Source organism: Marinobacter halodurans (assembly GCF_004327985.1).
Taxonomy (GTDB): Bacteria; Pseudomonadota; Gammaproteobacteria; order Pseudomonadales; family Oleiphilaceae; genus Marinobacter_A; species Marinobacter_A halodurans.
Genome location: NZ_SJDL01000001.1, coordinates 94656 through 115701, shown reverse-complemented (window position 1 = coordinate 115701; position 21046 = coordinate 94656). Strand labels below are relative to the sequence as shown.

Genomic DNA, 21046 nt, shown 5'->3' with positions numbered 1-21046 from the left:
GGGTCAGTGGGCCCGGATTCAGAAGCTGACTTTCGGTGCCTGCCGGGCTTCCGGATTTTCCAGTTGCAGTTGTTCGGACGGCTTGAAGGCAAACAGTCCGGCGATGATGTTGTTGGGAAACTTTTCCCGGAAGGTGTTGTAGAACATCACCTCGTCGTTGTACGCCTGACGGGAGAAGGCCACACGGTTCTCGGTGCTGGACAGCTCTTCCATCAGTTGCTGGATGGTTTCATTGGCCTTCAGCTCCGGGTAGTTCTCGGCGACGGCGTAGAAGTTGGCCAGGGCGCGGGACAGCATGTTCTCGGCCGAAGACAGCTTCTGGATCTTCTGGCCATCGGCCGGATCTCCGGCGGCATCCTTCTGCGCGCTGACGGCGTTGTTCCGTGCCTCCATGACTTCGGTCAGCGTGTTGCGCTCGTGGGAGAGGTAGGCCTTCGCGGCCTCCACCAGATTCGGGACCAGGTCGTGGCGACGCTGGAGCTGGACATCGATCTGGGCAAAACCGTTCTTGAAGCGATTGCGCAGGGAAACCAGTCGGTTGTAGATGGAAACGATCAGAATAACCAGGGCGGCGATGACCGCCAGGCCGATCAGCGTTGTCGTCATGAAGGGTCCTTGTCGTCAGTTTTCAGTGGAGTTTGCGGTGATTCTATGGTGAAACGCCGCCACAAAGCATGCAAAATCGTCCGGTTTCAATGGTTTGCTGAAGAAGTAGCCCTGGGCTAGCTGGCAGCCGCGGTTAAGGAGGTAGAATTCCTGTTCCTCGGTCTCGACGCCTTCGGCAATGACATCCAGGTTCAGGCTCTTGCCCAGGTCGATAATGGTGTTGGCGATGCGGGTGTCTTCCTCGTTGACCAGCAGGTCACGAATGAACTGCTTGTCGATCTTGAGGTGCTGGACCGGCAGCCGCTTGAGATAGGTCAGTGACGAATAGCCCGTGCCGAAATCGTCCACCGCGATGTTGATGCCCTCGTTGCGCAGTTGCAACAGCTTCTCCACGGCGCTGTCCAGGTTTTCCATGAAGCCCGTCTCGGTGACCTCCAGTTCCAGGCGTCCGGGTGGAATCAAGTGACGCTTGAGGGTCTTGAGTACCGTTGCCACGATGTCGTCCTGACGCAGTTGGACGGCGGAGAGATTGACGGCAATCCGGATCGGCATGCCCTCGCTGGACCAGAGCGCCGCCTGGGCACAGGCCTCGTCCAGCACCCAGCTGCCGATTTCAACAATGGAGCCGCTCAGTTCCGCCAGCGGGATAAACTGGTCCGGCGGGATCAGCCCGTGGATCGGATGCTCCCAGCGCAGCAGCGCTTCGGCGCCAATGACCCGATGTGTTTCCAGGTTGATCTGGGGCTGGTAAACGAGATGGAACTGCTTCTCCACCAGGGCCTGGTGCAGTTCTCTCTCAAGCCGTTTCCGGTTGCGGATTTCCTGGTCGACGCTCGCGACATAGAACTGGAACTGGTTGCCGCCACCGGCTTTGGCAAGCGTCATGGTCTGCTCGGCACGCTGGAGCAGCTGTTCGCTGTGCTCGGCATCGTCCGGGAACAGGGCAATACCGATCGTGGCTGAAGCGGACACTTCGCGGCCGGCCAGGCGAATGGGAGCGCTGATCTCGTTGAGGAGCCACTCGGAGGTGGCGGCGCACTGGTAGCCATCGCGCAGGTGTTGTTCCACCACAACGAACTGGTCGCTCCCCAGGCGCGCCGTAAGCAGTGGGCCGTTGGGGCCGTCACCGCCGAGTCGATCGGCGATGGTCTGCAGTAGCTGGTCACCCATGTGATAGCCGTGTTGCTCGTTGATGCTCTTGAAGTCGTCGATACCGAAACAGAAGACAGCGAGGGTCTGATCGCTGCGTCTGTGCTCTTCCAGGGCGTTGTTCAGCATGACCAGGAACAGCTCACGGTTGGGCAGACCGGTCAGCTTGTCGTATCTCGACAGACGGTTGACGCGGGCCTCGGCTTCGGCCTGTTTCTCCTGGTTCTCGGTGATGGCCACCAGCAGGTTATTGGTGGCGTTGACCCAGAGTCCCAGCTCGTCGCTGCGGTGGCCGCGGGGTATTTCCAGCAGGGTGTCACCTGGATTGTCGGGATTGACCCGTGAAATGGAGCTGATAATCCGGAACAGCGGTCGGGTCAGCAGGATATGGAAGACGGCAAACAGCACCAGGCTCAGGACGATGGCTCTCGCAATGCCGGACAGGAAGGTCAGGGTCGCGCGGTCGAGCCAGGCTGCGGCGGAATAGGCCGTGTCGTAACTCACTTCCAGGAAGCCATAGGTGACCGGGTCGTCGCCCTCACGGGTCAGTGGGACGCGATAGTGGCGTTCGGCGGAAAAGATGCGGTCTGTGAGGGGGCGGTAATCCGAGGGCAGCAGGTCGCGGGTATTGCTGGCCAGTACTTCGCCGTCGGGATGCGTGATGCTGGCAAAGCGGACCGCCTCCTGCTCGAACAGGCCATCGACGACCTGCTGGGCCAGGTCTTCATCAATGCTGTAGACCGCCTGACTGGCGGCGTCCCGGACCAGGGCCAGCGTCTGGTGGGCTTGCTGGTCCAACTCGCCGGAAACCCGTTTGGCGTCGATGATGATCTGCGTCGTACTCAGCACAACGCCGCTCAGTAGCGCAATCAGCAATACCCAGCGAAGGATGCGGTAGCCGAGCCGGTGTTCGAACTGAAACTGTCTAGTCATTATTCAGCGCTTAGGGGCCGCCGGATGCGTGGTCGGGCGATCCTCGAATTTTTGCCTCACCGGCACTCGGGCCGAGACTTCAGGTAGCGATGAGACGTTCTTGGGCGAACGACATCCTGTCGCGCCGCGGCTGTATCCGCGTTACATCCTGTGGCAGATGGGCTGCATGGTCGTCTTTGTTGGCAGCCGCTTATCGGTTGGGGGCTGACGTGGGTGATGGAGACAGTCTGTGTCGAGTCGGGCGCTCCATCATCCGCAGGGTGCCCCACCCATAGTTAAATAGCTGTATGGACGGACAAAGTCCAGTTTCGGCAGGTAAAGGTTTGCAACAAAAAACGCCCGCTCAGTGAGCGGGCGTTGATCGATCCCTTGCCGGGATCGGGCAAATCGACAGCTTCCCGTATGGGAATCAGCCAGCGAGGTTTTCGTTGACGAAATCCCAGTTGACCAGCTTCCAGAACGCTTCCAGATAGTTCGGGCGGGAATTGCGGTAATCGATGTAATAGGCATGTTCCCACACATCGACAGTCAGTACCGGCTTGTCGTCGGTGGTCAGCGGCGTGCCGGCGTCGTCGGTGTTGACGATGGCGACGCTGCCGTCGGTTTTCTTGACCAGCCAGGTCCAGCCGGAGCCGAAGTTGCCGGCCGCCTTCTCGTTGAATTCCTTCTTGAAGTCCTCGAAGGAACCGAAAGCCTTGTTGATGGCGTCCGCAGCCGCTCCGGTCGGTTCACCACCGCCGTTCGGGCTCAGGCAGTTCCAGTAGAAGGTGTGGTTCCAGACCTGGGCTGCGTTGTTGAACAGACCGCCCGGACCGGCACTCCTGATGATTTCCTCGAGAGATTTGTTGGCATTGTCAGTACCTTCGACCATGCCGTTGAGCTTGGTGACGTAAGTCTGGTGGTGCTTGCCGTAATGGTATTCCAGGGTTTCCTGAGAGATGTGCGGTTCAAGTGCGTTCTTTTCGTAGGGCAGTGCTGGAAGTTCAAATGCCATTGGAAGGTCTCCCTCGTATCTTCTCTCAACAGTATTTGCGACGACGTGAATGGCTCCGGGGGCGTTCCCGAACGATCAGACGTCGCTCCATTTGTGACGTGGTATTTACAAAGCTTAACACCCTGGATGGGGCGAATCCACGTCGCAAAACCTTGGGGCAGCGGATCTTTTTTCAAGGGGGGCGGGGGATTATAGGCCGGGAAGCACCATCGCGCCTCCCGGCCTGCCAGGCTCAACTGCGGGTCAGGGAGCAATCCAGTTCCGGCGCACCGGGCAGGAAGCAGGCGCAGTTCCTGACGCGCCAGACCAGCTCTTCGTAGCTGTCGGCCAACACATTGATATGGCCAAGCTTGCGACCCGGTCGCTCCAGCTTGTTGTACAGATGCAGGTGCGTGTAGGGCAGACGCAGGATATCGCGGACGTCACCATGGCTGCCGATGATGTTCACCATGCAACTGACACCACGGGCGCTGGTATCGCCCAGCGGCATGCCGGTGACGGCACGGATGTGGTTCTCGAACTGGCTGGTGACGGCGCCTTCCATGGTCCAGTGGCCGGAATTGTGAACCCGCGGTGCCATCTCGTTGGCCACGAGACCGTCCGCCGTTTCGAACAGTTCCAGGGCCAGCACACCGACATAATCGAGTTCGTTGAGCAGCGTGCGGATGTAGCGTTCGGCATCGTCGCGGATTTCCGGACGCAGCCCCGGGGCCGGCGCGATGGAATAGCGCAGGATGCCTTCGCTGTGGACGTTCTCGGCCATCGGATAGAAGGCCAGCTCGCCGTCCTCGCCGCGAACCGCAATAATGGACACCTCGCGCTGGAAATCGACGAATTTCTCGACAATCAGCTTGTCATGACTGATGGATCGCCAAGCTTCTGCGGCCTCCTCCGGCGAGCGCAGGACCGCCTGGCCCTTACCGTCATAGCCTTCCGTGTTGGATTTGGCGACTACCGGGCAACCCAGTTCGCTGGCGGCCCTGCGCAACTGCTCGGCGTTTTCGGCGATGCGCCACTCCGGGGTCGGGATGCCCAGGCTGCCGAACAGGGTCTTTTCGGCTTCCCGGTTCTGGCACACCTGCAGCGCGCGGGGAGATGGATAGACCGGCTTCTCCCGGGCGATGATCTGGGCGATCTCGACCGGCAGGTGCTCGAACTCGTAGGTCACCCGATCCACGCGGGACAGGAAGTCTTTCAGGAATTCGTTGTTGCGGTCGATAATGACCTCGCCCAGTCCTGCGCTGGGATTGCCGGACATGTCATAAAAGACGAAGTCATTGGCCAGGGGGTAACCGGCAAGGGCGAGCATGCGCCCGAGCTGACCGGCGCCTAGTACACCAATTCGCATGTGTTACTCCGGTGATGATCGAGCTGCCCGACCCGGGGATCGGGCAAGCGTGTCAAGAATCACTCTGCCCGGGGATCCGGATTATCGAGGACGTCCTGGGTCTGGGTCGTCCGGAATTGTTCCACCGCAGCCCGGATATCGCCATTATTGAGCCCCAGAATCTGGGCTGCAAGCAGTCCGGCGTTGGTCGCGCCGGCTTTACCGATGGCCAGCGTGCCGACCGGCACGCCGCCGGGCATCTGAACGATCGACAGCAGGGAGTCCAGGCCGTTCAGTGCCTGGGACTGGATCGGTACGCCCAGCACCGGCAGAGACGTCTGCGAGGCCACCATGCCCGGCAGGTGGGCGGCCCCGCCGGCGCCGGCGATGATCACTTGCAGGCCGCGACCGGCGGCGTTGCGGGCATAGTCAAAAAGCAGGTCAGGCGTGCGGTGAGCCGACACGACCCGAGTTTCGTAGGCGACGCCCAGCTTCTCGAGCATGTTGGCGGCATGCTCCATGGTCGGCCAGTCCGACTTGGAGCCCATGATAAGACCAACTTGCGGCTGCATAAGCAAGGTCCCGGTGTTAAAAAAGAAGCCGAGCATTGTATGCAGAGCTCGTTAGCCATGCAAATCATGATGGCCTTTGGCGCTTTGGGCTGCGAATCGATAAGATCACGTCCAGGTTGATTGGTCTGAATTGGGGAAACTATGGAACCGATACGTCCTGAACGGGATGAAGTACGGGGATCGGCGGGTTCGGGCAAGCCCAAGCCCGGGAAAACGGCCGCGCGGGCCAGCCGTCCCGGGCCGGAACTGTCGCTGAACCGCCAGCCTGGTCGGGGCGCGATCCCGGTCCTCGTGGTGTTGCTGGTTGCGGCTGTCGCTGCCGGAGGCTGGGGCTGGTATGTGCAGAAGCAGCGGATCGACCAGATGTCGGAGCGGCTGCAGGAAGCCGACTACTGGGCCCGCCAGAGCAAGCTCGCCCTGGCACGTTTTGAGGGCAAGCTGTCCGAAACGGGAGAGAGCCTGGAAGAGAAGGATTCGTCCCTGGCCAGCCTGCAAAAGCAGGCGAAAACCAACGAGAGCGAGATTCGCAAACTCTGGGCGGTGGCCAACGAGCGCAACAAGGATGCGATCAACGCCAACAAGGCGGCACTGGCTTACCTGGAGGAAACCACCAGTACCCTGAAGGGCGATTTCAATAAACGGGCCGACACCCTGGCCGCCGACATCAAGTCGCTGCAGGAGAGTGCCGAAGAGCGCCAGGCGGCGCTCAAGTCCCTGCAGACGAACCTGGCCGACCTGGAGCCCCGCCTGAAAACGGTGGAAGAAACGGCGGACAACATGACGGCGACCGTCGAGCAGCGGCTGGACCGGTTCGGACGGGAACAGAATCTGGCCCGCCAGGAAATCCTGGCCCGACTGGATAGCCTGGAGAAAGGCGGCGGTGACCTGGCTGCCCTGAAGAACAGTCTGGCCAGCACCCGCCAGCGTCTGGGCAAAATCGAGAACGCCATCGATGCGATCGACGCGGCTCGGGCGCAACTCAATGCGCGTTTGATCCGGCTGGACGATGAGGTGGCCAGCCTGCGCAAATAACGCGTCGCCAGGCACAGTCGTTTTCACGCCGTCTCCCATCGGAGGCCGTGTAACAGTTTGTAGCCATCCCTTGCGGTAGGTCTCGGTTTGATCCCCGGGCCTGTTGCTATGATCCGGAACCAGAGGCGCCCGGGCCCATGGGGCAGGGCGCCCCGAACGGATCAGGGGAAAACACACGCATGCGTAACGCAACAAGGATGGCCAGGCCTGCCGCCCTGGTCCTGGCTTTCGTACTCAGCGGCTGCACCATTCACCAGTCCATCGGCAAGAGTACCGGTGCCTTCCTGCACCCGGTTTCCGGCAAGGACTTCGTGCATATTTCCAACGACCGGTGGGACTCCCGGAATCACGCGCTCCTCTATTTTTACCGGACGCATTCCCGCTGGGCCGCCGATGAGATCGAGTCACCCAGTGTCTACATCGATGGGCAGCACTACTTCAACATCCGGGACGACAGCTATACCTGGCTCGAGGTGGAGCCGGGGCCCCGGCACATCATCATGCGCCGGCCGCTGTTGGGGCTGGAAGGCATCAACGACATCGATCTGAGCCGGATTGCGGACGCCGTGCTCGATGTCGAGGCCGGTCATATCTATTACCTGCGATACAACGAGTTGTCCCCGCCCGCCGAGGTCCATCCCGACCTGGATGCCGAAGACCCGCTCGCCACCGGCGACCTCCAACTGGTCACCCGGGACTACGCCATGGGCAAGGGCGAGCTGGTCACCACCCGGTTCCTCAACAGCGACCTGCTGGCGCCGAACCATGCGGCTACATCGATCGTCGAGGCGAACCAGGATGCCGATTACGAACGCCGGCGGGAAGCGTTGGAACAGGCGCGCGACGAAGAGATCGAAGCCATGAAGGCCAACGGTCAATATGGCGAGGCGCCCTGGTACTGGCCGTTTGGCGGCGGTCCCACCCGACCCCTGGAAACGGACCGCCAGATCGAAGCGCTGGACAAGGCGTATGCCGCGCTGGAAGCGGAGCGGGAGAGGGCGGAAGAAGCCGGGGACAGCAGTTGGTGGCCTTTCTGAGCCCACACCGGGAATCGCCATCGCGAAAATGACGCAAACCGTGGCAACGGATGCCAATGTGGTTCGGCGCACCCTTTGTACAGTGTGACGCAGCGCACATCTTTCTTGGCCGGTCGGGTTGGCCTGACTAGACTGGAAAGATGAGCGCGCTGTTTCCATGTGCCCGGACACCATAATAAAGAGGATGCGATGTCATTGAAGGAGACTGTGGGAGAACCCGTGCGTTGGGCGCGGGGCCGGCTCGATCGTTTGCGCCGGCAGTATCTGGAGGTGATCCACGACGCGGAACACCTGGGAGAAGACCGACTGGATGAGTTACGGCACCTGGTCGACCATCTCGGGCCCTCGTTGAGGGGATTGGTGGACGAGCGCATGCACGCGCTGCAAACCAAGCTCGACGAGATCAACCGTCGCCTGGCTGAAGAATCGATTCCGGACGAGCGCCGCTCCAGCGTCGGACGACTGTCACTGGAGAGAAAAGCCGCGTCTGCGGCCCACACGGCGAGTTCGGTGGTCAAGGCCGGGCGGAAGCGAGCTTCCGGCGAGTCGAAGAGCAACAAGAAGAAGCGTGCCTCGCCGAAGACGAATGGCAAGGGCTCGTAACCTGACGACAGCTCCTTATCTGGCTGCAAAATAACCGTTTGAGTTCTATTCCAAAAAATCCCGCAAAAGTATTTGACAGGCCCACTCAAATGCTTAAAATGCGCGTCTCATCTGGATGACACAGCATCGCCGACACGGCCATTCGCTGCTTCATCCGCGCTGATTGGGTGGTTAGCTCAGCTGGGAGAGCATCGCCCTTACAAGGCGAGGGTCGCAGGTTCGATCCCTGCACCACCCACCAATTCAGCGCCCTGCCAGATTGCCCCATCGGCAGGAGGATGTCTGCGGAGCGGTAGTTCAGCTGGTTAGAATACCGGCCTGTCACGCCGGGGGTCGCGGGTTCGAGTCCCGTCCGCTCCGCCATTTCCCGACTTCCCGGGTGGTTAGCTCAGCTGGGAGAGCATCGCCCTTACAAGGCGAGGGTCGCAGGTTCGATCCCTGCACCACCCACCAATTCCTATCGATGTGTTGGCAGACGAGACCCGACAGCGTTCGCTGATATCGGGGTTTTTGCGATGGCCACATTCGTGTTTCCCTGACCTGATCCAGGCTTTGTCGGTGAATTGCGAATCGGACAGTTCGTGGTTTATGCTGCCTTCCCGTCATGTTCGGCGATGATCGGTCCCAAGACGCCTTATTCCGGTCTGAGTGACGTCGATCAATGTCCTCCTATGTCCGCCTGACGCCCGGGTTGTGCCCAACGCCGTATCTTCACAGGGTCGCACAGGATGCGAGGGCGCCGACTCTTTTAGGGATGGAACGACACTCATGTCTTCACGTTTGAAGCGCCTCTTCATTGTTTTTGCCATTGCCGCCGTTGTGATTGCCGGTATCTGGTGGTGGAGCCTGGGCAAGGAAACCACCGACGATGCCTTTGTCCAGCGGGATGTGGTGTATCTCAAGCCCCGTGTGGATGGGCCGTTGGTGCAGGTTGCCGTGCATGACAACCAGGCGGTGAAAGCCGGGCAGGTACTGGCGAAGATTGATCCCGAGCCCTACCGGGCGGCACTTTCGGCGGCCCAGGCCAAGGTGGCCAATGCCCGCGCCTCGCTCCAGAGCGCGCAGGCTTCGCTGACGGCATTCCAGGCTGACCTGGCGGCCCGCAAGGCGGAAGCGGCGGCCAGCGTTGATGTGGCCAAGGCCCGGATTACCCAGCAGGAAAGGGCGCGGGATGCCCAGGCCGCCAAGATCGAACAGGCCCGCCGCGACGTGAAACGCTACAGCGTGCTGGTGGAACGAAGCCAGGTTTCCAGGCAGACGCTGGAAAATGCCCGCACCAACCTGAACACGCTGGAGAGCGATCATGCGGCGACCGCGGCGGCAGTGTCCGTGGCCAGGAGCCAGCTTGCCTCGGCCCGTGCGCAGCAGCAGGCGGTTGCTGCGGACGATCAACGCCTGCCGGTCATGCAAGCCGCGGTGGATGAAGGCAAAGCCAACCTGGAGCAGGCGCAGGCCAGCCTGACCCAGGCCCGGCTGAATCTCGACTGGACCACCATCAAGGCGCCCGTGGATGGCTGGATCAGCGAGCTCCAGGCGCGCACCGGCGCCATGGTGGGGCCGGAAGCGACGCTGGTGATCCTGGTCTCCGGCCACCCCTGGATCAAGGCCAACTACAAGGAAACCCAGATTGGCGATATGCACGTGGGCGATCGGGTCGATATCGATGTGGACGCCTATCCGGACAGGACCCTGAAGGGGCATGTGGCGTCCTTCCAGCCGGGAACCGGATCCCGGTTTGCGCTACTGCCGCCGGAAAACGCCACGGGCAACTTCGTGAAAGTGGTCCAGCGCGTGCCGATTCGCATCGAACTGGATGATGTGCCCGGGGACCTGCAGTTGTGGCCCGGTATGTCGGTGGTGCCCACGGTGTATCTGGACAGCGCGGGCAAACAACCGTAAGGGGTTGCCATGAGTGATGCCGCAGCCGGCAACGGAGCTTCCTCGGCCCGCAAGGCGATCAATCCCTGGCTGATCGCGCCGATGGTGGCGCTGGCCGCGTTTATGGAGGTGCTCGACATCTCCATTGCCAACGTATCCCTGTCGAACATCGCCGGCAGCCTCGGGGCGGGGCCTGAGGAATCCACCTGGGTCCTGACCTCCTACCTGGTGACCAACGCCATTGCCCTGCCCATTGCGGGCTGGTTGTCCGAGTATTTCGGCCGCACCCGTTTCTTCATTGCCTGCATTATCGGTTTCAGCACGGCGTCGCTGGCGTGTGGCCTGGCACCCAGTCTGGGGATGCTGATCTTCTTCCGGGCCATCCAGGGACTGGCGGGTGGGGCATTGCAGCCGGTATCCCAGGCCATCCTGGCGGACGCCTTTCCGCCGGCACAGCGGTCCATGGCGTTTGCCATGTATGGTATTGCGGTGGTGGCCGCGCCGGCGATTGGGCCGACACTGGGTGGCTGGATCACCGACCAGTTCAGCTGGCACTGGATCTTCCTCATTAACGTGCCGGTGGGGGCGTTACTGATCGTCCTGATCCGGATGTACCTGCCGGATGAAAAGCCCAACCACGATGGCAGTCCCATCGACTACATCGGTTTCAGCCTGATCGCGATTGGTCTCGGCAGTCTCCAGTGGCTGCTGGACCGGGGCCAGAACGAGGACTGGTGGGATTCCCTGGAAATCCGGGTGCTGACCGGTGTGGTCATCGTCGCACTGCTGACCTACATCGTGCGTTCTTTCGACCAGCACAACCCGATCGTCAACCTGCGCCTCTACCGCTACCGCAATTACGCCATTTCCAACCTCCTGATGTTCGTCCTCGGCTTTATCCTGCTGGGGTCAACGGCGTTACTGCCGCTGTTCATGGAGTCCCTGCTGGATTACAGCGCGTTGGATGCCGGGCTGGTCATCTCGCCGGGGGGCTTTGCGATCATGGCCATGATGCCGGTGGCGGGGAAGCTGGCCGGCCGGGTCGATCTGCGACTGATGATCGCCTTCGGTCTGCTCTGCGCTGGCAGCTCACTCTGGTATATGGGCAACTTCAACCTGCAGGTGGACAGCACGACGCTGGCGCTGGTGCGGGTCTGGCAGACGCTGGGCATCGCCTTCCTGTTTATCCCCATCAACACCATGGCGTACATCGGATTGCCGGCCAGTGCCAACAACCAGGCCGCATCCATGCTGGCGTTCATGCGCAATCTGGGCGGGGGCGTGGGTATATCGGTGCTGGTGACGCTGATCTCGCGGCTGGGCGCCCATCACCAGGTACCGCTGGTGGCCAATACCAGTCCCGGCGATCCGGAATGGGAGCAGCACCTGGCCCGGTTGCAGGGCGTGACCGGCAGTCATGACCAGGCGCTGGCGCTGCTCAACCAGACGGTGCAGGGACAGGCGCAGATGCTGGCCTATATCGACGCCTTCCACTTCATGGGCGCCCTGTTCGTGTTGATGATTCCGCTGGTCCTGTTGCTGAAGCCGGGGCAGGCGGATCCGGAGGCCGAACCCGCGCCTGCCCACTAAGTCTTCCGGGGAAACCGGATTACTTGCCGATCAGCGACTGGCCGCAGACCCGCACCACGTTGCCGGATACCCCGGCCGATTGTGGGTGGCAGTACCAGGCAATGGTTTCCGCCACGTCCACCGGCAGGCCGCCCTGGGACAGGCTGTTCATGCGCCGCCCCGCCTCGCGGATGGTGATCGGCATAGCGGCCGTCATCTGGGTTTCGATAAAGCCCGGTGCCACGGCGTTGATGGTGATGCCGTTCTTCAGGCTCCTGGCCATGGCTTCCACATAACCGATGACACCGCACTTGGAGGTGGAGTAGTTGGTCTGGCCGAAGTTGCCGGCGATGCCGCTGATGGACGAGACGCACACGATGCGGCCGTTCTCGCGGATCAGGCCGCGTTTGAGCAGCTCCGAGTCGATCAGTTCCTCGGCGGTCAGGTTGACGGCGATGGTCATGTCCCAGAAATCCTCGGGCATGTTGCCCAGCGTCTTGTCCCGGGTGATGCCGGCGTTATGGACGATCAGGTCCAGGCCGTTGCCCAGGCTCTCGACGAACTCGGCAATCCGTTTGGGGGCGTTGGCCTCGGTGATGTCGCAGGCCAGCGGTTTGCCGTTGATGTTGCCGGCCACCCGCTCCAGGTCGGTCATGGCGGCCGGGATATCCAGCGCAATCACGGTGGCGCCGTCACGGGCCAGTGTCCGGGCAATGGATTCGCCGATCCCCCGCGAGGCGCCGGTGACCAGGGCGATCTTGCCGGTCAGCGGTGCCACCGGATTGGTGGCGGTGTTGCCGGTGTCCGCCTTGCCGATTTTCACCACCTGGCCGTCAACATAGGCGGAACGGGGCGACAGGAAGAAGCGCACGCTGGAGTCAATCCGCTCCTCGGCGTTGGGCGCGATCCAGATCAGGTTGGAGGTGGCGCCTTTCTTGCCGATCTCCTTGCCGACACTGCGGGCGAAGCCTTCCAGCGCGCGCTGTGCAGCAGCGTGAGCGGGCTTGCGGCAGGTGTCCGGATCCTGGCCGATCACCAGCACCCGGCCGTTGGTGGCCAGCTTGCGGATGACCGGGTGGAAGAAGTCGTAGAGTGCCCGCAGTTCGGTGGTGTCCTTGATGCCGCTGGCGTCGAACACCAGGGCCGCAAACCTCTTCTGGATGTCGCCACCCAGGTCCAGCGGCTTGGCCTTGCTGCCGGCCTTCGCCGAGTCGGTCAGCCGCTCGCCGCCGGAGGCATGGAAGACGTTGGCGGGACTGGCGCCGAGGATGCTGCCCAGGGTTTCGATGGCCCGGGCGCCGTTGGCGGCGCCGACCAGTACATCGCCCTCGATGAACGGCTGGTCGCTGCGCTGCCATCGCTTGAGCACGACCGGCGAGGGCAGGCCCAGGGTCGAGGCCGTGGTTTTGCCGACGGGGGTATTGACGAACTTGAGGTAAAGGTCTGACATAGTGGTTTCCTTGCGTCTTACGCGCTTTCAATCGAAACAGGTGTCTGAAAGGAAGGCCGCTTCCACGGAACGAGAGGCCTTACCGAGCATTATTCAGCATTCCACGTATGGTAGGGAAACTGGCCGTCTTTGGATTGACTCAACGCAATCCGGCCGTTGTCAGGGCTGCCAATGAGCGGCAGGCCCGTCCCGATAGACTGCCACACATCATACCGATGAACAGGATAATCCCATGGCACAGACAAGCAATGCAGGGCAGAAGAAAGCGGGCAACGCCGCACAGACCGTCCGCCGGGTGGCGGTGATCGGAGGCAACCGCATTCCCTTTGCCCGCTCCAACAGCGCCTACAGCAAGCTCAGCAACCAGGACATGCTCACCGCCACCCTGCGCGGACTGGTGGATCGCTTTGGCCTGGAAGGCCAGCGTATGGGCGAAGTCGCCGCCGGCGCGGTGATCAAGCATTCCCGGGACTTCAACCTGACCCGGGAGTCGGTGCTCAGTTCCGGCCTGGCGCCGGAAACCCCCGCCTATGACATCCAGCAGGCCTGCGGTACCGGGCTGGAAGCAGCCATCCTGGTGGCCAACAAGATTGCCCTGGGCCAGATCGAGTGCGGCATTGCCGGTGGCACCGACACCACCTCCGACGCGCCGATCGGCGTCGGCGAAGGCCTGCGCGAGATCCTGCTGGACCTGAACCGGGCCAGGACCAACACTGAGCGCCTGAAGATCCTGGGTCGCTTTCGTCCGAGCCACTTGATCCCGGAAATCCCGGAGAACGGCGAGCCGCGCACCGGCCTGTCCATGGGCGACCACTGCCAGATCACTGCCCACGAGTGGAACATCCCGCGGGAGGCCCAGGACGAACTGGCCTATGAAAGCCATCAGAAGCTGGCCGCCGCCTATCAGTCCGGCTTCTTCGAGGACCTGATGACGCCGTTGGCCGGACTGGAAAAAGACAACATCCTGCGCCCGGATACCACGCTGGAAAAGCTGGCTACCCTGAAACCCTGCTTCGATCGCGAGAACGGCACCATGACCGCCGCCAACAGTACGGCGCTGACCGACGGTGCTTCCTGCGTGCTGCTGGCGAGCGAGGAATGGGCCAAGGCCAACAACCTGGAGATCCAGGCGTACCTGACCTTCTCGGAAGTGGCCGCCGTCGATTTCGTCGACAAGAAGGAGGGGCTGCTGATGGCGCCGGCCTACGCCGTCCCGCGCATGCTGGACCGGGCGGGACTGACGCTGCAGGATTTCGATATCTACGAGATTCACGAGGCGTTTGCCGCGCAGGTGCTGTCGACGCTCAAGGCCTGGGAGGATCCCGCTTTCTGCAAGGAACGTCTGGGGAGGGACCAGCCGCTGGGCAGCATCGATCGCTCGAAGATGAATCCCAAGGGCAGCAGCCTGGCCACCGGGCATCCGTTTGCGGCCACCGGCGGCCGGATCATCGCGACGCTGGCCAAGCAACTGGCCGAGCGGGGCAGCGGTCGCGGCCTGATCTCGATCTGCGCCGCGGGCGGTCAGGGCGTGACGGCGATCCTGGAACGCGACTGACCTGTTCCCGGCTCTCGGAAGGACGAAAAGCCCGGCCGTTGATGAGGCCGGGCTTTTTTATGTCGGACAGCGGTCGTTCAGAAACCTTTCGGAATCTCAAATCCTGCCAGTCCCGCTTTCTCCATCAGTTCGGCGAAACCAATCGTGGTGAGATCCATTCCCGGCGCACCGATAACCTGGATGTTATAGGGCAGGCCGTCCCGTGAACGGCCTGCCGGAACCGACGTGGCGGGCAGTCCCAGCGTAGTGGCCAGGGCAATCCAGCAGAACTGGTCGAGGTAGGGGCGGGGCTTGCCGTTCACCGTGATCTTCCGGTTGAATGCTTCGCCCTTCTGGTTGTGCTCGATGGCGGTGGTCGGCGTCACCGGTGTCAGCAATACGTCATATTCTTCGAACAGCGTGTCGATCCGGGCACGCATCTTTTCGCGCCGTTCGTTCCAGTGCAGCCAGCTGTGGATGGGCTGGTTCACCGCGCGGCCGTATTCGCCGACGTGGTGGGTCATCGGCAGGAACAGTCGCAGCCATTTTTCCAGACGTCCTACCCAGGCTATCTGACGGCGCTGCCTGGGCGTCAGGGAGGCGCTGACCACGCTGCCGAGCAGGTTGAAGTAGACCGGCAGGATCGCTGCCATATCCAGCAGGTCATGCCGGGCGTCCGCGACCAGCGCGCCCTGTTTGCCGAGTTTCTCGCCCAGAGCGCGGTACGCCTGGGTCAGCTCATGCTCGACAGGACACAGCGGATCACTGAGCCAGAGACCCACGCGGGCCTGGTCCAGGCTCCCCAAACGGTTGGGTGCCATGGACAGCGCCCAGCTGCGCTGCTCCAGCCGCCGCGGGCCGGCAATCACCTGCAACAGCTCCCGCAGATCGCCAGCGGTGCGGGCCATCGGGCCTCCTTCCACCAGGTCCGGTTGGCTCAGGGTTCCCGGTGGGCCGGGGATATGGCCCCGCATCGACACCAGGTCGCGGGTGGGCTTGTGGCCGAACACGCCACAGAAATGGCTGGGGGTGCGGATGGAACCAGCCAGGTCGCTGCCCACTTCCAGCGGCGTCAGTCCCGCCGCGAGGGCCGCTGCGGCACCGCCGGAGGAGCCGCCGGGCGTATGCTTCGGGTTATGGGGATTCCGGGTGGTGCCGAAGACCTTGTTGTAGCTCTGGATGTCCATGGCATAGAGCGGCACGTTGGTCTTGCCCAGAATGATGGCGCCGGCGTCCACCAGCCGCTGGACCGGATCGGCATGCTGGCGCGGCACGTAGTCCTTCATCGAGGGCGCGCCGGCCACACAATGCAGACCGGCCACCTCCCAGGTGTCCTTTAGGGTCATCGGCAGACCGTGCAGGGGGCCGAGCGGTTCGCCCCGGGCACGCTTTGCGTCGGCCTCTGCGGCCTGGCGCAGGGCGTCTTCCTCGGCCAGGGTGACGACGGCATTGACGTCGGGATTGCGTGACTTGATCCGCGTGATCAGGGCCTGGGTGAGCGCCTCGCTGGTCAGTTCGCCGGATTTCAGGGCCGCGAGCAGTTCGCCCGCACTGCGGTAATGGAGATCAGGCATGCCGGATGACGTCCTCGGAAAAATGTTCTGAATCACCCATTAAAGCCAAGCGCCGCTGATTAGTAAAGCATGTGCTTTAGAATGGTGGGCGTCCGTCGCATCTGGCCCGATCGGCCGGTCACAGCTCCTGCCGCCAACGCTTGATGGCCAGCTGTTTCTTCAGGGCTTCAATAATCTCGTTGACCACCTGGATAATCTGTCGCTCGCTTTCACTCGGCCCTTCGCCGGGGGCCTCGGTCTCCTGCAGGAAGGTGCCGACGATATCCTCGATGAACGCATGGTTCCTGGCCGACGCCAGATCGTCCAGGATCCGGTGGATGACTTCCGCCACGATATCGCCGACGGCTGCTTCCAGGGTTTCCGTAATCTGGGGGCCCAGCATCGGTACCTGCCGCAGCCGGGAGAGTTCAACGTTCTGGGTAAGGGCGTGGTCCACGCAGTTTTCCAGGTAGTGACGCAGGGCGCCCCGGTTGGGGATGTAGCCGGTCTGCGCGGTTTCCGCGACCTTCTCGGACAGCCACTGGGTCAGCAGGTCGCGGCGGGGCAGCAGGATCTCGTTCTGGATACGGTGGATCAGCGGCGAGCCGTGGGTCATTTCCGCCTGGGCGCCGGACAGCACCTTGATCACGATGCGGTCCGACAGCTCTTCCATAAACGCCTCGTAGTAGAACCTCAGGAACTGATAGACCCGGGTCTGGGTGAAGTCGATGACCTGGTACTTGTGCAGCCGATAGACGATGGAAATCACCCGCAGCACCCGCAGGAAGCGGTAGGAGCCGATCGGGATACAGCCCAGCAGGTCGTACCAGTGAAGGAACGGATAGAAGTACCAGCGGCCATAGAGCTTGCTGTGTATGGCGTAGACCCAGCGGATAACGAATTCGGTCAGGAATATCCAGACGAAGACCAGGTCATAGAAAATGAAGTTGCGGTGGATCGGCCGATAGAACTCGGCAAAGGGCTGGGCGTACTGGAAAAGCATGTCCCGGACCACGTCGACCGCATACAGCGAATCGAAGATGATCCAGAGGATATTGAGGAACAGCAGCCCCAGCATCAGGAAATCCACGATGAACCAGAACAGCTGGTGGCTGCGGCGTAGATTCTCTCGGTTGATGGTAAACATGCGCCTCGCCTGGCCGGTGATTGGGGGCGTTTCCGCCCCACCCAGGGCAGCGGACAACGACTGCTCGACGTCGTAGCCTACCACCGGCATAGGGCCGGGGAGAAACCGGCGCCAGGTCCGGCTACTTGAGTTCTGCTGAGCTTTTGCCGAGCAGGCGCCGGGCGATGATCAGCAATTGGATCTGCTGTGTGCCCTCGAAGATGTCCAGGATCTTGGAATCCCGAGCCCACTTTTCCAGCAGTTCCACTTCACTGTAGCCAAGGCTGCCGCAGAGCTCCACGCAGCGCAGGGTCACCTGGTTGCCGACGCGACCCGCCTTGGCCTTGGCCATGGAGGCCTCGCGGGAATTGGGCAGGCCGTTGTCGGCCATCCAGGCGGCCTTCAGGGTGAGCAGGCGGGCGGCGTCCCACTCCGCTTCCAGCAGTTGCAGCTCCCGTTCGGCGGCGGTCTGGGTCCAGGTCTGGGCGCGGTAGGTCAGGGGCTGCCCGTATTTCTCCAGCAGGGCGTAGGTCTGGTCCAGCGCCGCGCGGGCAATACCGATGGCCATGCCGGCCACCACCGGGCGGGTGTTGTCGAAGGTCTGCATGGCGCCGGCAAAGCCCTTGTCCACGCTGATTTCCGGATCGCCCAGTAGGTTGGCAGCCGGCACCCGGCAGTTATCGAAGCGGATGGCGGCCGTATCGGAGGCACGGATTCCCAGCTTTTTCTCCAGCCGTTCGACGGTCATGCCCGGTGTGCCTTTCTCCACCACAAAGGACTTGATGGCGGCCCGGCCCCGGCTGCGGTCCAGGGACGCCCAGACCACCACGGCATCGGCCCGTTCGCCGGCGGTGACGTAGATCTTCTCGCCGTTGATGATGTAGTCGTCGCCGTCCCGGGTGGCGGTGGTGCGAATCGAGGCGCTGTCTGAACCGGCGCCGGGTTCGGTGATCGCCATGGCGGCCCAGGTCTTGCCCAGGCGCGCCAGCTGTTCCTCGTTGGCCACCGCCGCAATCGCCGAGTTGCCCAGACCCTGGCGGGGGATGGACAGCGCCAGTCCGACGTCACCCCAGCACAGCTCGGTCAGGCCCAGTACGGTTTTCATGTTTGTGCCGTTGCGATTGCCCGAACCGTCCTCGTCGCCCGCCCGGGCCAGGCTGCCGGCGCCCGCGCCGCCGTCGCCGGAGCCTTCGTTCATGCCGTCCATGATCGAGGCAAACATGTCCAGCTCCCGAGGGTAGGCGTGCTCGGCACGATCGTACTTGCGGGAAATAGGGCGGAACACCTCCCGGGCCACCTGCTGGGCCTGATTGATCAGTGGCGTGAACTTATGGGGAATTTCCAGGTTTATCATCCAGGTCTCCTTGGCGGTGATCAGGCATGGGTGCCGCCGAACAGGGTGGCGGCCGAACGCAGGTCCCGGTACCAGCGTTCCACCGGGTGCTCCTTGACGAAGCCATGACCGCCTAGCAGTTGAACGCCATTGGTGCCCACTTCCATGGCTTTTTCGCTGCACAGCAGGCGGGCCAGGCTGGCTTCCCGATGGTAGCTGCGGCCGGTTTCCGCGCGGCTGGCGGCGCGCCAGGTGAGCAGGCGCATGCTTTCGATCTCGATGGCCATGTTGCTGATCATGAAGGCAACCGACTGCCGGTGGCTGATGGGCTCGCCAAAGGCTTCCCTTTCGTTGGTGTAGGGAATCACATAGTCCTGCACGGCCTGGGCGCAGCCCACCGACAGACCACAGCGCAATAGCACGCCACGATCGATAAACGTGCTGTAGTTGAAGTCCTTGTCACCCAGCAGGGCCGACGCGGGCAACCTGACCTGGTCCAGGCGGATGCGACCGGTACCGGCGGCACGCAACCCCATTGCCGGGTCTGGCTCGAAGGCCAGGCCGCCGGCACCGCGCTCGATCAGGAACACCCGTGGACCTTCTCCCTCCAACTCCGCGGCCACCAGGTAGAGATCACTGTCGGCGGCACGAATCACACTGCTTTTCAGGCCATTGAGCATGAAGCCGTCGCCGTTGCGCTGGGCCCGGGTCGCGAGCGACATGGGGTCAAACAGCGGTATGGGTTCGTCAATGGCGATGGTGGCGACCGGCGGCTGCTCTTCGCAAAAGGCCGGCAGGTAGGTGGACTGCTGCTCGGCCGTGCCCCAGCGGGTGATGGCCTGGGCCACACTGAATGGTGCCAGCAGGGCCTGGGCCAGGCCGAGGTCGCCCCAGGCCAGTTGCTCGGCGATCAACACGCTGGTCACCGGCGACAGGGTTTCGGCCACGCCGCCGAATTCTGCCGGTACCGCATAGAGTGTCAGCCCCAGGGCCTGTGCCTGTTGTTCGATATCCTGCGGCAGATGGGCATCCTCGTCGCACCCCGCCGCACAAGGCCGCAGGACGTCGGAGGCAAAACGCCGCAGGCTGTCGACGATCATCTGCTGGTCGTCGTCCAGGTTCAGGTCGAACAGGTCGCCGGGCCGGCGGGCCGGCAGGCGTTTGCGCGGGAACAGGTCCCGGGCCCGCTTGAACTCGCGATTGGCGACGTTCAGGGTCTGGAAGCCCACACGCGTGCCCCGGTAGGCGAGCCGTTCAACCGGCCTGCGTACGCCCAGGCGATCAAGCAGGGCAAGGCCGGCCAGGCGATTCATGGCGGACAGGGCAAATCCAATGGGGTCGCGCGTCATGCTGGATCTCCGCTTGGGTGATAGGATCACGGGTTCTCCATGATGATGTGGCGCGCCGGGCGGTCCGCCATTGGCGAACGGGGCTGCGGGGCCGGGCAATCCGGTCAACGCCGCAGACAGCGTGCGGCTGTTGGCGCCAACTCTGTGAGGTATTGCACCGTCGAATTATGACGATTGCTTTATCCCCCTTGAAATTCGCCTGTTTGAGCTTACAGTTGTAAGCTGAAATTTCGATGGCCAAAACAGATCCCGGAGGCAACCTTGAGCACCGAACCGACCATCAACGCCGATGGCAGCGTGCAGGATTACCCGGTCGTGGAGGAATGGCTGAACTGGATCAGTCATGGCCTGGCGGCACTGTGCAGTATCGCCGGTATGGTGGTGCTGATTGTGCTGGCCAGCCTTGAGGCCGATCCCTGGAAAATTGTGAGCTTCAGCATCTATGGCGCCAGCATGACCCTGCTGTTCCTGGCCTCGACGCTGTACCACAGTGCCCGGCAGCCCCACTTGCGGCGCATCTTCAAGATGCTGGATCACTGTGCCATCTTCCTTTTGATTGCCGGGACCTACACGCCGTTCCTGCTGGTCAATATGCGCGACGGTGCCGGCTGGGCACTGTTCGCGATTGTCTGGGGTCTGGCGGCGGCGGGAATTACCCTGAAGCTGGTGTTTGGCCACCGGTTCAAGCCACTGCAGATCGTCATCTATCTGTTGATGGGATGGTTGATCGTCTTCGCGTCCACAGAGCTGGCCGCCAGCGTCAACGACGTGGGACTCTGGTTGGTGGTGGCCGGTGGGATCACCTACACGCTGGGGGTGATTTTCTACCTGTTCAAGCGGATTCCCTACAACCATGCCATCTGGCACCTGTTCGTTGTCGGTGGCGGAGCCTGTCATTTCTTTGCCATTTACTACGGGGTCCTTTACGACAAGATCTGATCGTCTCATCCTGTAATCTGGAAGTTCGGGCAGGGACGGCCGAACTTCGGTAGCATACGGCT

General features: G+C 62.4%; 17 protein-coding genes and 3 tRNA genes. 10 read left to right on the top strand and 10 right to left on the bottom strand.

The features are described 5' to 3' along the window. Positions 1-18: 18 nt before the first annotated feature. From EZI54_RS00555 to purE, 5 genes are all read right to left on the bottom strand, one after another. A complete protein-coding gene (locus EZI54_RS00555) occupies positions 19-606 on the bottom strand; it encodes a LemA family protein (protein ID WP_131477965.1) in 588 nt (195 codons plus the stop codon). Between the two features lie 15 nt (positions 607-621). Then, a complete protein-coding gene (locus EZI54_RS00550; protein ID WP_131477963.1) occupies positions 622-2688 on the bottom strand; it encodes a putative bifunctional diguanylate cyclase/phosphodiesterase in 2067 nt (688 codons plus the stop codon). Positions 2689-3097: 409 nt separating this feature from the next. Further along, the gene (sodB, locus tag EZI54_RS00545) at positions 3098-3682 is read right to left on the bottom strand and encodes a superoxide dismutase [Fe] (protein WP_131477961.1); all 585 of its coding nucleotides are present in this window, start codon (positions 3680-3682) and stop codon (positions 3098-3100) included. Between the two features lie 232 nt (positions 3683-3914). Then, entirely contained in the window at positions 3915-5030 is a 1116-nt protein-coding gene (locus EZI54_RS00540) for a 5-(carboxyamino)imidazole ribonucleotide synthase (RefSeq protein ID WP_131477959.1), read from the bottom strand. A gap of 59 nt (positions 5031-5089) precedes the next feature. Beyond that, positions 5090-5581: a 5-(carboxyamino)imidazole ribonucleotide mutase gene (purE, locus tag EZI54_RS00535; protein WP_131477957.1), complete on the bottom strand. Its 492-nt coding sequence runs from the start codon at positions 5579-5581 to the stop codon at positions 5090-5092. Between the two features lie 141 nt (positions 5582-5722). Between purE and EZI54_RS00530 the strand changes: the two genes are divergently transcribed. From EZI54_RS00530 to EZI54_RS00495, 8 genes are all read left to right on the top strand, one after another. Then, on the top strand, positions 5723-6613 hold the full coding sequence (locus EZI54_RS00530; protein ID WP_131477955.1) for a hypothetical protein: 891 nt from the start codon (positions 5723-5725) through the stop codon (positions 6611-6613). A gap of 179 nt (positions 6614-6792) precedes the next feature. Next, the gene (locus tag EZI54_RS00525) at positions 6793-7650 is read left to right on the top strand and encodes a DUF2846 domain-containing protein (RefSeq protein WP_131477953.1); all 858 of its coding nucleotides are present in this window, start codon (positions 6793-6795) and stop codon (positions 7648-7650) included. A gap of 219 nt (positions 7651-7869) precedes the next feature. Next, positions 7870-8253 carry a hypothetical protein gene (locus EZI54_RS00520; protein WP_131477951.1) on the top strand — a complete coding sequence of 128 codons (384 nt, stop codon included), beginning with the start codon at positions 7870-7872 and terminating at the stop codon, positions 8251-8253. Between the two features lie 165 nt (positions 8254-8418). Then, positions 8419-8494: transfer RNA gene (locus EZI54_RS00515), tRNA-Val, on the top strand. Between the two features lie 45 nt (positions 8495-8539). Next, a tRNA-Asp gene (locus EZI54_RS00510) sits at positions 8540-8616 on the top strand. 14 nt (positions 8617-8630) lie between these two features. Then, positions 8631-8706: transfer RNA gene (locus EZI54_RS00505), tRNA-Val, on the top strand. 315 nt (positions 8707-9021) lie between these two features. Continuing rightward, on the top strand, positions 9022-10152 hold the full coding sequence (locus tag EZI54_RS00500; RefSeq protein WP_131477949.1) for an HlyD family secretion protein: 1131 nt from the start codon (positions 9022-9024) through the stop codon (positions 10150-10152). 9 nt (positions 10153-10161) lie between these two features. After that, the gene (locus EZI54_RS00495) at positions 10162-11721 is read left to right on the top strand and encodes a DHA2 family efflux MFS transporter permease subunit (RefSeq protein WP_131477948.1); all 1560 of its coding nucleotides are present in this window, start codon (positions 10162-10164) and stop codon (positions 11719-11721) included. A 19-nt stretch (positions 11722-11740) separates the two neighbouring features. Here EZI54_RS00495 and EZI54_RS00490 read toward each other — a convergent pair whose 3' ends face one another. Beyond that, positions 11741-13150 carry a 3-oxoacyl-ACP reductase gene (locus EZI54_RS00490; protein WP_131477946.1) on the bottom strand — a complete coding sequence of 470 codons (1410 nt, stop codon included), beginning with the start codon at positions 13148-13150 and terminating at the stop codon, positions 11741-11743. 232 nt (positions 13151-13382) lie between these two features. Here EZI54_RS00490 and EZI54_RS00485 point away from each other — a divergent pair, with 232 nt between their 5' ends. Beyond that, positions 13383-14705 carry an acetyl-CoA C-acetyltransferase gene (locus EZI54_RS00485; RefSeq protein WP_131477944.1) on the top strand — a complete coding sequence of 441 codons (1323 nt, stop codon included), beginning with the start codon at positions 13383-13385 and terminating at the stop codon, positions 14703-14705. A gap of 77 nt (positions 14706-14782) precedes the next feature. On the opposite strand, the gene EZI54_RS00480 is transcribed toward EZI54_RS00485, so the two are convergent. The 4 genes from EZI54_RS00480 to EZI54_RS00465 form a co-directional block, all read right to left on the bottom strand. Beyond that, complete coding sequence (locus EZI54_RS00480; RefSeq protein WP_131477942.1) at positions 14783-16258, bottom strand: amidase; 1476 nt, start codon at positions 16256-16258, stop codon at positions 14783-14785. A gap of 118 nt (positions 16259-16376) precedes the next feature. Beyond that, positions 16377-17384 carry a hypothetical protein gene (locus EZI54_RS00475; RefSeq protein ID WP_131477940.1) on the bottom strand — a complete coding sequence of 336 codons (1008 nt, stop codon included), beginning with the start codon at positions 17382-17384 and terminating at the stop codon, positions 16377-16379. Positions 17385-17505: 121 nt separating this feature from the next. After that, complete coding sequence (locus EZI54_RS00470; RefSeq protein ID WP_131478282.1) at positions 17506-18714, bottom strand: acyl-CoA dehydrogenase family protein; 1209 nt, start codon at positions 18712-18714, stop codon at positions 17506-17508. Between the two features lie 23 nt (positions 18715-18737). Then, the gene (locus tag EZI54_RS00465; protein ID WP_131477938.1) at positions 18738-20045 is read right to left on the bottom strand and encodes an acyl-CoA dehydrogenase family protein; all 1308 of its coding nucleotides are present in this window, start codon (positions 20043-20045) and stop codon (positions 18738-18740) included. 261 nt (positions 20046-20306) lie between these two features. Between EZI54_RS00465 and trhA the strand changes: the two genes are divergently transcribed. Next, positions 20307-20984 carry a PAQR family membrane homeostasis protein TrhA gene (trhA, locus tag EZI54_RS00460; protein WP_207389107.1) on the top strand — a complete coding sequence of 226 codons (678 nt, stop codon included), beginning with the start codon at positions 20307-20309 and terminating at the stop codon, positions 20982-20984. Positions 20985-21046: the final 62 nt, after the last annotated feature.

Bases quoted from the DNA above. Each gene is read 5' to 3' on its own strand.
- EZI54_RS00485 (WP_131477944.1), top strand. From the start codon at position 13,383: ATGGCACAGACAAGCAATGCAGGGCAGAAGAAAGCGGGCAACGCCGCA.
- EZI54_RS00465 (WP_131477938.1), bottom strand. From the start codon at position 20,045: ATGACGCGCGACCCCATTGGATTTGCCCTGTCCGCCATGAATCGCCTG.
- EZI54_RS00495 (WP_131477948.1), top strand. From the start codon at position 10,162: ATGAGTGATGCCGCAGCCGGCAACGGAGCTTCCTCGGCCCGCAAGGCG.
- sodB (WP_131477961.1), bottom strand. From the start codon at position 3,682: ATGGCATTTGAACTTCCAGCACTGCCCTACGAAAAGAACGCACTTGAA.
- EZI54_RS00530 (WP_131477955.1), top strand. From the start codon at position 5,723: ATGGAACCGATACGTCCTGAACGGGATGAAGTACGGGGATCGGCGGGT.
- purE (WP_131477957.1), bottom strand. From the start codon at position 5,581: ATGCAGCCGCAAGTTGGTCTTATCATGGGCTCCAAGTCGGACTGGCCG.
- EZI54_RS00480 (WP_131477942.1), bottom strand. From the start codon at position 16,258: ATGCCTGATCTCCATTACCGCAGTGCGGGCGAACTGCTCGCGGCCCTG.
- EZI54_RS00555 (WP_131477965.1), bottom strand. From the start codon at position 606: ATGACGACAACGCTGATCGGCCTGGCGGTCATCGCCGCCCTGGTTATT.
- EZI54_RS00525 (WP_131477953.1), top strand. From the start codon at position 6,793: ATGCGTAACGCAACAAGGATGGCCAGGCCTGCCGCCCTGGTCCTGGCT.
- EZI54_RS00475 (WP_131477940.1), bottom strand. From the start codon at position 17,384: ATGTTTACCATCAACCGAGAGAATCTACGCCGCAGCCACCAGCTGTTC.
- EZI54_RS00550 (WP_131477963.1), bottom strand. From the start codon at position 2,688: ATGACTAGACAGTTTCAGTTCGAACACCGGCTCGGCTACCGCATCCTT.
- EZI54_RS00500 (WP_131477949.1), top strand. From the start codon at position 9,022: ATGTCTTCACGTTTGAAGCGCCTCTTCATTGTTTTTGCCATTGCCGCC.
- EZI54_RS00490 (WP_131477946.1), bottom strand. From the start codon at position 13,150: ATGTCAGACCTTTACCTCAAGTTCGTCAATACCCCCGTCGGCAAAACC.
- EZI54_RS00540 (WP_131477959.1), bottom strand. From the start codon at position 5,030: ATGCGAATTGGTGTACTAGGCGCCGGTCAGCTCGGGCGCATGCTCGCC.